Below are 11,571 nucleotides of genomic sequence, written 5' to 3' on the forward strand. Positions count from 1 at the left end.
ACGCCATGACCGAGGACCTCGCGGTCGCCGCACCGGCCCCCGCCCCTGTTACCAGTCCGACCAAAGGTAGGCCGACCCTCGCGCGCCACGTAACCGTTGCTACAAAGCCATTCGGCCGTGACCGTGGTCGGATTGGTAACGATCAGCACAGTACCGACCCGCGCGCGGGCAGTTTCCGCGTCGACGCCCACCACGGCGAGATCCTGCAAGGGGTCTTCGTCACCGGCGACCGGCTGCGCCGCGGCCTGGTCACGCTGCCGTGCCCGCTCTACAGCACCCGCGCGACGTTCCTGCCCACCGAGGACACCGGCACGACCGTGCGGCCCGCGTGGCGCAGCAAGGCCCGCCGCGCCGCCGACCTCACCCTCGCCCGGCTGGGCTACCCGGTGCCCGGTGGGCTGCTCGACATCACCAGCGACATCCCGCTCTGCCGCGGTTTCGGGTCGTCGACGGCGGACGTGACGTCGGCGATCGGCGCGGTGCTCGCCGCGACCGGCCGCCGGCTCACCCCGGCCGAGGTCGGCGCGCTCGCCGTCGAAGCCGAAACCGCGTCCGACTCCCTGATGTACGGCGGCCGCGCGGTGGTCTTCGCGCACCGCGAGGGCGAGCCGATCGAAGACCTCGGCGAGCTGATGCCGCTGGCCGTGCTGGGTTTCGGCACCAGCCCGGGCGGGCGCGGCGTCGACACCCTGGAACTCCCGCCCGCGCGCTACACGTCGTGGGAGATCGAGGCGTTCCGCCCGCTGCGCGGCCTGCTGCGGCGGGCCATCAACGATGGCGACGCGCGGCTGCTCGGCCGCGTCGCCACCGCCAGCACCCTGCTCAACCAGCGCCACCTGCCCATCCCGGGGCTGGACGACATCCTCGCCGTCGCCCGCGCCGCCGGGGCCGCCGGCGTGCAGGTCGCGCACAGCGGCGACGTCGCCGGCCTGATCTTCGACGCGGCCGACGCCGAAACCCCGGCGCGGCTGGAGTTCGCCGCGACCCGGCTCGACGTGACCGAAACCTGGCAGTTCGAAACCGAAAGGTGAGTCCGATGACCCTTGCCGCTCCCCTCAGCCACGCTGTCAGCCGGTCCGTTGTGGAAGCCACCGAGCTGCCCCGGATCATCCGCATCCGGCCCGGCTTCCACGTCGCCGCCTTCGGCCTGATGAAGCTGCTGCCCGCCCGGTTCATGCTCGACCGCGCCGAAGAACGCGGCGAAGTGGGCCCCGGCACCACCGTGCTCGAGACGTCGTCGGGCACCTTCGGCCTCGGCCTCGCGATGGTCTGCCGCCTGCGCGGCTACCCGCTCACGATCGTCGGCGACCCGGCGATCGACGCGCCGTTGAAGCGCCGCCTCGAGCACCTCGGCGCCCGCGTCGAGATCTGCCCGAAGCCCAGCCCGGTCGGCGGGTTCCAGCGCGCCCGGCTCGACCGGCTGGAGGAGCTGCGCGCGGAGTACCCGAACCACTGGGTGCCCGGCCAGTACAGCAATCCCGACAACCCGGCGTCCTACGCGCTGGTCGCCGAGCAGCTCGCCGAGACGATCGGCGTGCCGGACTGCCTGGTCGGCGCGGTCGGCTCCGGCGGGTCGACGTCCGGCACCAGCTCGTTCCTGCGGATGCTCGCCCCCGAGCTGAACCTGATCGGCGTCGACACCCAGCGCAGCGCGATCTTCGGCCAGCCCGACGGCCCGCGCGTGCTGCGCGGGCTCGGCAACAGCCTGGTGCCGCCCAACGTCGCGCACGAAAGCTACGACCAGGTGCACTGGATCGGCGCCGCCGAGGCGTTCGCCGCGACCCGCGAGCTGTACGCGCGGCACTGCCTGTTCATGGGCCCGACCAGCGGCGCGTCCTTCAAGGTCGCCGACTGGTGGTCGCGGCAGCACCCGGACGCCACCGTCGTCGCGCTGCTGCCGGACGAGGGCTACCGCTACCAGGACACCGTCTACTCCGACGAGTGGCTGCGAGCCCAGGGCCTGGCCCACCCGGGCGCGGCCGAGCCGTACGAGGTCGTCGCCCCCACCGAGCCCGGCGGCTCGTGGAGCTGGCTGAACTGGGGCCGGCGCCGCCTGGTTCCCGACGTGGCGGCGTGATGCGCACCCTGCTGCTCGTCGAAAGCAACACCACCGGCACCGGCCGGCTGTTCGCCCGCCGCGCCCGCGAGCTCGGCTACGAGCCGGTGCTGGCGGCGGCCGACCCGAACCGCTACCCGTACGCGGCCGAGGCCGGCGTCCGCGTCGTCCGGTGCGACACGGCCGACGCGTGCGCGGTCCTCGCCGCCGACATCGGCGAACCGGCCGGGGTGACGACCAGCTCGGAGTACTTCATCCCGGTCGCGGCACGGATCGCGGCGAAGCTGGACCTGCCCGGCCCGGACCCGGACGCCGTCACCGACTGCCGCAACAAGGCCCACCAGCGGGCCGCGCTGGCGGCGATGGCCCCGAAGTGCACGGTCGTGACGTCGGTGGCCGCGGCCGTCGCGGCGGCCACCGAGTTCCCCGTGGTGCTCAAGCCGGCCGAGGGCTCGGGCAGCGTCGGGGTGCTGCGGTGCGAGACACCCGAATCGGTGGCCTCCCAGGCGGCGGCGCTGCTTTCGGTGACCCACAACGAACGCGGCCTGCCGGTGCCGGCGCAGGTGCTCGTGGAGCCGTACGCGAGCGGGCCGGAGTACTCGGTCGAGCTGTTCGGCGACGTCGTCGTGGCGATCGTCCGCAAGCACCTCGGTCCGGCGCCGTTCTTCGTCGAGGTCGGCCACGACGCCCCGGCCGCGCTGCCACCCGCGGACGAGACCGCGCTGGCCGACACCGCACGGGCCGCGGTGGCCGCGCTCGGCCTCGGGTTCGGCGCCGCGCACGTCGAAATCCGGCTCACGCCGGATGGCCCGCGGCTGATGGAGGTCAACCCCCGCCTGGCGGGCGGGATGATCCCGGAACTGGTCCGCGCGGCCACCGGCGTCGACCTGGTGGCGGCGCAGGTGGCGGCGGTGCTGGGGGACGACCCGCACCTGCGGCCGGACCGGCGGGTGTGCGCCTCGCTGCGGTTCCTGACCGCGTCGTCGGCGTCGGTGGTCGCGGCGGGGGACGCGGTCGCCGAAGCCACCGCCGTGCCCGGAGTGGTGGAAGCCCGGCTGTCCCGGCCGGACGGCACCGTCGTCCGCCCGGCCCGGGACTACCGCGACCGGGCCGGGTACGTGCTGGCCGTCGCGGACCGGCCCCGCGCCGGCCGCGCGGCCGCGGTGGCGGGGCTGAACCGGCTGCGCGCCGCCCTGATCCCCCGAGGAGAAACCCGATGACGCTGCGGTTCCTGATCGCCACCGTCGCGCAGACCGCCGAAGCCCACGCCGACCGCGCGGGCGACGAACGGGACCCGGACGGTCCCGCACCCCACCCGGAAACCCCGGAAGGAGCACCCCGATGACCATCGCCAAGGGCGATACAGGACGGCTGAGCAGCCCGGTCGCCGCCGCGGCCCGGGAAATCCTCTTCGACCGCGACACCGCCCCCGCGGCGGACCCGGTCGCCGCCGAGCTCGGCCTGATCAGCCAGGTCGACCGCGCCCACGTCGTGATGCTGGCCGAACGCGGCATCGTCGACGCCGGCCGCGCCGCCGAGCTCCTCGCCGGCATCGAAAACCTGCGGGCGCACCGGTTCGCGCCGCTGCACGAGGTCCCCGCGCCCCGCGGCCGGTACCTCGCCTACGAGTCCTACCTGATCGACACCCTCGGCGCCGAAGTCGGCGGGATCCTCCACAGTGGACGGTCCCGCAACGACCTCAACGCCACCGTCGTGCGGCTGCGGCTGCGGGAACCGCACGAGCGGCTGCTCGCCGAGTCCGACGCCCTCGGCCGCGCCCTGCTGGAACGCGCGCGGCGCTGGGCCGACGTCACCATGCCCGCTTACACCCACCACCAGCCCGCGGTGCCGATCACCTACGGCCACTACCTGGCCGGGGTGGCGAGCGCGCTGGTGCGCGACGTCGAAGGGCTGTGGCAGGCCGGCGCGGAGCTCGACCAGAACCCGCTCGGCGCGGGCGCGGTCGGCGGGACGTCGCTGCCGGTCGACCAGCACCGCACGACGGCGTTGCTCGGCTTCGCGGAACCGCTGGCGAACTCGCTGCACGCCGTCGCGTCGCGGGACCTGGTGCTGCGGCAGCTGTCCGCGGCCACCGTGCTCGGGGTGCTGCTCTGCCGCGTCTCGCACGACCTGCAGGCCTGGACCAGCGCCGAGGCCGGGCTGCTGCGGCTGGCCGACGACGTCGTCGGGTCCAGCTCGATGATGCCGCAGAAGCGCAACCCGTTCCTGCTGGAGCACGTCCAGGGCCGGGCGCTGGCGCCGCTCGGCGCGTTCACCGCGTCGGCGAGCGCGATGGCCACCGCGCGGTTCACCAACGCCATCGCCGTCGGCACCGAAGCCGTCGCCCCTGCCTGGTCGGCGCTCGAAGCGGCCACCGACGCGGTCGTCCTGCTGCGGCTGGTCGTCGAAGGCGCCGAGCCGGTGCCCGAGCGGATGTACGAACGCGCCGTCGACGGCCAGACCGCGGCCACCCACCTCGCCGAGCGGCTCGTCGACGCCGGGATGCCGTTCCGGCAGGCGCACCACGAGGTCGGCGCCATCGCCAAGGAGGCCCTCGACGCCGGGCTGCCGCTGCACGAAGTCGCCCGGACCCGGCTGGCCGGCCAGCCCGAGCACGTCCTCGCGGCGCTCGACCCGGCCGAGGTCGCCCAGCACGCCGCCCACGGTGGCGGCCCGGCGCGGGAGTCCGTGCTCGCCGCCGTCACCGAGGCCGAGACGGCGTTCGCCCGCATCCGCGCCGACGTCGAGGAACGCCGCTGGCGCTGGAGCCAGGCCGAGATCGGCCTCGACGACGCCGTCCGCTCGCTCATCGACACCCGGAGCACGTCATGACGTTCACCGTCGTCCGCAACGACGAGGACCAGTACTCGATCTGGCCCGCCGGCCGCGACCTGCCGCCCGGCTGGCTGAGCGCCGGCGTCACCGGCCCGCGTGACGAGTGCCTCGCCCACATCGACGCCGTCTGGACCGACATGCGCCCGCGGAGCCTCCGCGACCGCATGGCCACCCGCTGACCTCTTAGGAGCCTGTTGTGACGACCTTCGCCGACGACCTCGCGACCCTGCGCCCGGAGTCCGTGCCCGCCCAGGGCACGCACGTCGAACTCCGCAGCGACACCTTCACCCTGCCCACTCCGGCGATGCTCGAGGCGGTCGCCCGCGCCCCGCTCGGCGACGACGTCTACGGCGAGGACCCGACCGTGGACCGCCTCGAGCAGCTCTCGGCCGAGCTGCTCGGCAAGCAGGCCGGCTGCCTGATGCCGAGCGGCACGATGGCCAACCTGACCGCGTTGCTGGCCCACTGCCCGCGCGGTGGCAAGGCGATCGTCGGCCACGAGTCCGATGTCTACGTCTACGAAGCGGGCGGCGCGTCGCTGTGCGGCGGCATCGTCTACGACCCGCTGCCCAACCTCGCCGACGGCACCATCGACCCGGCCGCCATCGCCGAGGCGCTCGCGGTCGACCGCAGCGACCCGCAGATCGCGCCGCCGGCGGTGCTGAGCCTGGAGACACCGCAGAACCGCTGCGGCGGGCTGCCGCTGCAGCTGGACTACCTGAGCGAGGTGTCGCGGCTGATCCGGTCGCACGGCGTCGCCCTGCACCTCGACGGCGCCCGGCTGTTCAACGCCGCGGTGGCGCTGGGCGTCAGCGCGGCGGAGATCGCCAAGCACGCCGACACCGTGCAGATCTGCCTGTCGAAGGGCCTGTGCGCGCCGATCGGCTCGGTGCTGGTCGGCGACCGCGTGACGATCGCGGCGGCCCGCCGGATGCGCAAGATGCTCGGCGGCGGCATGCGCCAGGCCGGGATGATCGCGGCCTGCGGCATCGTCGCACTCACGGAGATGACCGAGCGCCTGGCCGACGACCACGCCCGCGCAGCCCGCCTGGCCCGTGGCCTCTCGCGCGTCCCGGGCGTCCGGCTGGACCCGGGCCCGCCGCTGACGAACATGGTGTTCTTCAAGGTCCGCGACGACCGCTACACCACCCGCACCCTGATCGAGGCGGCCCGCCGCCGCGGCATCAAGGTGGAGGAGCTGGGCACCGACCGCATCCGCGCGGTCACCCACGCCGGAGTCGACGACGACGCCATCGACCGCGCGATCACGGTGTTCACCGAGCTGCTGGGCCCGACCGCCGGCCTGCGGTGACGCTCCGCTCGCGGGGTCCCCAGGCCCCGCGAGCCGGCCACCACCGGCCTGTGACCGACCGCGCTCGTGGCGACCGGTGCCCGGCATCCTCGACGCGGACTTGGCGACGCTGCTGTTCGGCTACCGGGTTACAGCGGCAGCCCGGGCCGAGGCCGGCCGACGCGACCGCCGTCGTCGTCGCAGAGCCGCGGGATCGCCGTCGATCCGTTGGTCCAGAACGAACGAGGCCCGCCTGAACCCCGCTGCGGACGGGGAAAGGCGGGCCTCGGGCTGATGCTCCTTTGTGGACTGACCGCCGTCACCGGGTGGGGGTGACGGTGCCGGTCGTGGCGGTTTCCCGGCGCTTGCGCTGGATCGCTTCCTGCTGACGCTGCAACTGGTCGTGCCAAGCTCCTGAGTCGTTCATGATGGTCTCCGGGTGGGCGAGGCGTGCGGCAATCCGGCGAAAGGCGCCGCGGCCGGTGGGTTTCGCTGTGCCGCAGAAGTACCCAACGGTGCGGCGGGTCAATCAGCTTTACCCCCTTCCACCAGGCAATTAGTCCGCTCGGGCGATGCGGCCCCCACCGCCGGGCCGGTTCGGGTACCGGTCGGCGAAGGCCCCGGACCGCTCGCCCGGGTGCCGGCCCCAGCGTCCGAACCGGACTTTTCGGTTCTTCCACAACGGATACCGGATGTTGTTCCGGCCGGGCCGCAGGTGCTATACCGGCAGCTGCCCGGTGTCGCGATGACGCGATGCCACAAGCGAGCGGGGTGTCTGGTGGCCAACCGTACTTTGCGCTCATCCGTCGTGGTGGCGGCCCTGACCGCACCCGTCCTCCTGATGGGGACCGCGACCGCGGTGGCCGGCGCTCCGCCCGGGCGGCAGCTGACGATCGAGACGGTGTCGAACCCGCGGCCCGCGCTCGTCAGCGGGGGACAGGTGCTGGTCAAGGTCGTCCCGCCGGCGAGGGCGCGGGTCACCGTGAGCGACAACGGCCACGACGTCACCTCGAGCTTCCACGCCCAGCCGGACGGCAGCCTGCTCGGCCTGGTCACCGGCCTGCGCGACGGGGCCAACGACCTGAGCGCCCGGACGAGCGGGCACGGTCCGGACCAGCGGGCCAACCTGCGTGTCACCAACCACCCGATCACCGGGCCCGTCTTCTCCGGCTCGCAGCAGCGCCCGTTCTACTGCGAGACCCAGGCGTTCGGCCTGCCCGCGGCGTCCCAGCCGTTGTGCAGCGCGCCGACCCAGGTGAGCTACCAGTACAAGACCACCGCCGGGGCGTTCGCGCCGCTCGCGGACCCGGCGACCCGGCCCGCGGACCTCGCGACGGCCACGGTCGGCGGGCACGCGGTGCCGTACGTCGTCCGCGTCGAACGCGGCACGATCGACCGCGCCGTCTACGAGATGGCGGCGCTCTACGACGGCGCGCCGTCACCCGTCGCGCCGGACAAGAGCTGGAACGGGAAGCTGGTCTACACCTTCGGCGGCGGCTGCAACGCGGGCTACCACCAGGGCAACTCGACCGGCGGGGTCGTCAACGACCTGTTCCTGGCCCAGGGCTACGCGGTCACGTCGTCGAGCCTGAACGTGCTCGACAACAACTGCAGCCCGATCATCTCCGCCGAAGCGGCGATGATGGTCAAGGAACACTTCGTCGAGACCTACGGCCCGGTCGCCCACACCATCGGCTGGGGCGGCTCGGGCGGGGCGATCCAGCAGTACGACATCGCCGAGAACTACCCCGGCATCGTCGACGGCATCATCCCCGGCGTCTCGTTCCCGGACCCGCTGAGCACCGGCGGCCCGGTGTCGGACTGCCGCCTGCTGGACCGGTACTTCGCCGGGGCGGGCGCGTCGTTCACCGCGGCGCAGAAGCAGGCCGTCGCCGGCTTCACCAGCTACGACACCTGCGTCTCCTGGGACCAGACGTTCGCCAGCCGCGCCACCGCGACCGACAGCTGCAACGCGGCCATCCCGGTCGCGGCACGCTGGGATCCCGTCACCAACCCGCGCGGGGTGAAGTGCAACTCGAACGAGCAGCTGGCCAACCAGATCGGCCGTGACCCGAAGACCGGGTTCGTGCGCAGCCCGCTGGACACCACCGGGGTGCAGTACGGCTTGGCCGCGCTGAAGGCCGGGACGATCACCGCGGCGCAGTTCGTGGACCTCAACGCCGCCATCGGCGGCCTCGACTACACCGGAAAGCCCGTCGCACAGCGGATCGCGGCCGACCCGAAGGCACTCAACACGGTGTACGCCGACGACCTCGTCAACTCGGCGTCGCAGGGCTTGCGGGAGACGCCGATCATCGACCAGCGGACCGATCTCGACCTCGCCGGGTTCGGCAACGACATCCACACCACCGAGTGGTCTTACGTGATGCGGCAACGGCTTCTGCGGGCCAACGGCACCGCGGGCAACCAGGTCATCATCGAAAACCACGCCACCGGAGCCGAAGCGGCGGCCGCCAGCGTCTACGAGCTCGACGCGATGGACCGCTGGCTCACCGCGATCGACGCCGACGGCTCACACCGGAGCCACCAGCAGAAGGTGCTCGCGAACCGGCCGGGCGATCTCAGCGACGGGTGTTACCTCTCCGCCACGTCGCGGATCACCGAGAAGCTGACGTACCCGGCGAGCGGCCAGTGCGGCGCGCAGTACCCGGTGGCGGCGAACACCCGGATGGTCGCGGGGGAGAGCCTGGCCCTCGACGTGCTGAAGTGCCGGCTCCAGCCGCTGAACTTCCGCGACTACCCGGTCACCTTCACGACAGCGGAGCGGACCCGGCTGCGGGCGGCGTTCCCCGGCGGCGTGTGCGACTACAGCCGTCCGGGCGTCGGGCAGCGTGCCCCGATCGGCACCTGGCTGAGCTACGGCGACGAACGGACCGGCACCACGCCGCCGACGAAGCTGCGTTAAGAGAAGGACTCGGTGAGCGTTCCGGCCGGAACGCTCACCGAGTCGTCAGACTTCCTGGAGCGCCGTCTCGGCGGGGGCGCGGCCCCGCAGCGGGATCTGGCGGACGAAGAACGCGATGACGATGCCCGCCGCCGCGACCGAGGCGGCCACGATGAACATCGTGCCCAGGCTGTCGGTGACGGCGACCTTGAACATGTGCTGCGCGGCTTCGGGCAGCTTGTGCAGGATGGCGGGGGTCATCTGGTTGCCGCTCGCGGAGAAGCCGGCGCCCCCGGTCAGGGACGTGCTCAGCGAGCTGGTGTAGATCGCGCCCAGCAGCGCCACCCCGAGCGAGCTGCCCATGTTGCGCAGGAAGGTCGCCGCGCCCGTGCCCGCGCCGATGTCACGCAGTTCGATGCTGTTCTGCGCGATCAGCGTGGACGTCTGCATCAGGCAGCCCATCCCGGCGCCGAGCACGACCATGTAGATCGCGGTCGTCGTCTTCGACGTGTCGATGTCCAGGGTCGCGAACAGGGCGAGCGCCGCGGTGAGCAGGATGCCGCCGATGATCGGGAAGATCTTGTAGCGCCCGGTCTTGCTGATGATCGCGCCACTGGCCAGGGAGACGACCATGGCCGCGATCATCATCGGCATCAGCAGCAGCCCGCTGTTGGTCGCCGACGAGCCCTGCACGAACTGCTGGAACTGCGGCAGGAACGTGACCGCGCCGAACATCGCGAAGCCGGAGATGAACGCCAGCCCGCCGGAGAGGGTGAAGTTGACGTTGCCGAACACCCGCAGCGGCATGATCGGCTCGGCCACCCGGCGCTGCACGATCACGAAGGCGATGAACGCGGCCACGGTCACCACGGCGAGGCCGAGGATCTGCGGTGACGCCCAGTCGTACTGCGTGCCGCCCCAGCTGGTGATCAGGACGAGCGTGGTGATCCACACGGTCAGCAGGCCGGCGCCGAGCCAGTCGATGCGCGCCTTGCCGGTGCCGCGGGGGAGCTTGGCGAGGGTGAGCCAGCAGACCACCAGCGCGACCGCGCCGAGCGGCAGGTTGACGTAGAAGGCCCAGCGCCAGGAGAAGTTGTCCGTGATGAAGCCGCCGGCCAGCGGGCCGCCGATCATCGCGACCGGCATGACGGCCATCATCAGGCCCATGTACTTGCTGCGTTCCCGCGGCGGGATCATCTCGCCGATGATCGACAGCACGCCGACCATCAGGCCGCCGGCGCCGAGGCCCTGCACCGCGCGGAAGGCGACCAGTTCACCCATGTTCTGCGACATCCCGGCCAGCGCCGAGCCCGCGAGGAACACCACGACCGACGAGACGAAGACGATGCGCCGCCCGAAGAGGTCGCCGAGCTTGCCCCAGATCGGGGTGGACGCCGTCGAGGCGAGGATGTAGCCGGTCGTCACCCAGGCGAGGTGGCTCAGGCCGCCGAGGTCGCCGACGATCGTGGGCAGCGCCGGGGCGACGATCATGTTGTCCAGCATCGCCAGGAGCATCGCGATGACCAGGCCGCTCATGGTGACCATGATCTGCCGGTGGGTGAACTGGGCGGGCGCCGTTGCCGTGGCCGCGGTGTCGGGCGGGGCGGCCTCGCCGGTGGTCTCTGTCGTCATGGGGCGGGATCCTTCACGGGATGGTCAACTTACTTTCCGGCCGGTCAGTAGTGAGAGTACTGACCGGCCGGAAGGTAAGCAACGGGTTATCATGGACCCGCGGACCGATCGAGCAACCAGGAGAGCCACGCCCATGGCGCAGCAACGCAAGGCAGCGGGCGACCGGCGCGCCGAAATCCGGCGCGTCGCGCTGGACCTGTTCACCGTGCACGGCTACGAGGCCACGTCGTTGCGGCAGATCGCCGAGCAGCTCGACATCACCAAGGCCGCGTTGTACTACCACTTCGAAAGCAAGGAAGCGATCGTCCGCAGCCTGTTCGAAGACCGGCTGACCACGCTCGACGCGCTCATCGAATGGGCCGAGGGGCAGCCGCACTCGCCGGAGCGCTCGGCCAGGATAGCGGCCGGCTGGTTCGGCCTCATCATGGACGACGGCCTCGGCTTCGCCCGGTTCGCCATCGCCAACCAGGCCGCGCTGCGCGACCTCAAGCCCGACCACGGCGGCGCACTGGACCGGCTGCAGAAGATCTCGTCGCTGCTGGCCGAGCCGGGCGCGTCGGAGCTGGACCGCCTCAAGATCCGGATGGCGATGATGAGCGTCAACCTCGCGGTCATGGGCTCGCACGGGCTCGACCTGACCGACGACGAGATCCTCGCCGCGGCCACCGAGACGGCGTCCCTCATCTCCCCGGGCTTCCCGGTCGTCGTGCACTCGTAGCTTTCCGGACGTTCCCACGCGGGCAAGACTGCGGTTTTCCCGGCCCCGATCAGCCGATCCTTTACCTCGACCTCTGCGATGAGCAGGCGTGCAGGTGAGCAACGGGAGACGCATTGAGCCGGGCTGGTGGCACC

At 72.4% G+C, this 11,571-nt stretch carries 11 protein-coding genes; 9 read left to right on the plus strand and 2 right to left on the minus strand.

All coding sequences use genetic code 11. From position 1 onward, the window contains the following. Positions 1-5 precede the first annotated feature (5 nt). The 7 genes from OG570_RS35325 to OG570_RS35355 are packed head-to-tail and all read left to right on the plus strand — an operon-like array spanning position 6 to position 6,203. Positions 6-1,031, plus strand: coding sequence for a GHMP family kinase ATP-binding protein (locus OG570_RS35325; protein WP_326953255.1), 1,026 nt, complete (start codon positions 6-8; stop codon positions 1,029-1,031). A gap of 5 nt (positions 1,032-1,036) precedes the next feature. Continuing rightward, positions 1,037-2,077 carry a pyridoxal-phosphate dependent enzyme gene (locus OG570_RS35330; protein ID WP_326949662.1) on the plus strand — a complete coding sequence of 347 codons (1,041 nt, stop codon included), beginning with the start codon at positions 1,037-1,039 and terminating at the stop codon, positions 2,075-2,077. Then, positions 2,077-3,276, plus strand: coding sequence for an ATP-grasp domain-containing protein (locus tag OG570_RS35335; RefSeq protein WP_326960253.1), 1,200 nt, complete (start codon positions 2,077-2,079; stop codon positions 3,274-3,276). The genes OG570_RS35330 and OG570_RS35335 overlap by 1 nt, the downstream gene beginning before the upstream one ends. After that, positions 3,273-3,401 (plus strand): hypothetical protein, encoded by a 129-nt coding sequence (locus tag OG570_RS35340; protein WP_256474751.1) that lies wholly within the window; start codon positions 3,273-3,275, stop codon positions 3,399-3,401. Before OG570_RS35335 ends, OG570_RS35340 begins: the two co-directional genes overlap by 4 nt. Beyond that, positions 3,398-4,888, plus strand: a complete 1,491-nt coding sequence (gene argH / locus OG570_RS35345) for an argininosuccinate lyase (protein WP_326953256.1) — start codon at positions 3,398-3,400, stop codon at positions 4,886-4,888. The genes OG570_RS35340 and argH overlap by 4 nt, the downstream gene beginning before the upstream one ends. Continuing rightward, on the plus strand, positions 4,885-5,070 hold the full coding sequence (locus OG570_RS35350) for an MbtH family protein (protein WP_326953257.1): 186 nt from the start codon (positions 4,885-4,887) through the stop codon (positions 5,068-5,070). The genes argH and OG570_RS35350 overlap by 4 nt, the downstream gene beginning before the upstream one ends. Before the next feature lie 17 nt (positions 5,071-5,087). After that, a complete protein-coding gene (locus tag OG570_RS35355) occupies positions 5,088-6,203 on the plus strand; it encodes a GntG family PLP-dependent aldolase (protein WP_326953258.1) in 1,116 nt (371 codons plus the stop codon). A gap of 298 nt (positions 6,204-6,501) precedes the next feature. On the opposite strand, the gene OG570_RS35360 is transcribed toward OG570_RS35355, so the two are convergent. Beyond that, a complete protein-coding gene (locus OG570_RS35360) occupies positions 6,502-6,711 on the minus strand; it encodes a hypothetical protein (RefSeq protein ID WP_326949658.1) in 210 nt (69 codons plus the stop codon). Positions 6,712-7,023: 312 nt separating this feature from the next. On the opposite strand from OG570_RS35360, the gene OG570_RS35365 reads away from it, so the two are divergent. Further along, positions 7,024-9,108, plus strand: coding sequence for a DUF6351 family protein (locus OG570_RS35365; RefSeq protein WP_326953259.1), 2,085 nt, complete (start codon positions 7,024-7,026; stop codon positions 9,106-9,108). Between the two features lie 45 nt (positions 9,109-9,153). Here OG570_RS35365 and OG570_RS35370 read toward each other — a convergent pair whose 3' ends face one another. Then, positions 9,154-10,719 (minus strand): MDR family MFS transporter, encoded by a 1,566-nt coding sequence (locus tag OG570_RS35370; RefSeq protein ID WP_326953260.1) that lies wholly within the window; start codon positions 10,717-10,719, stop codon positions 9,154-9,156. A gap of 133 nt (positions 10,720-10,852) precedes the next feature. On the opposite strand from OG570_RS35370, the gene OG570_RS35375 reads away from it, so the two are divergent. Next, a complete protein-coding gene (locus OG570_RS35375) occupies positions 10,853-11,437 on the plus strand; it encodes a TetR/AcrR family transcriptional regulator (protein WP_326953261.1) in 585 nt (194 codons plus the stop codon). The last annotated feature ends 134 nt before the right edge of the window (positions 11,438-11,571 follow it).

The organism is Amycolatopsis sp. NBC_01286 (assembly GCF_035982555.1).
GTDB lineage: Bacteria > Actinomycetota > Actinomycetes > Mycobacteriales > Pseudonocardiaceae > Amycolatopsis.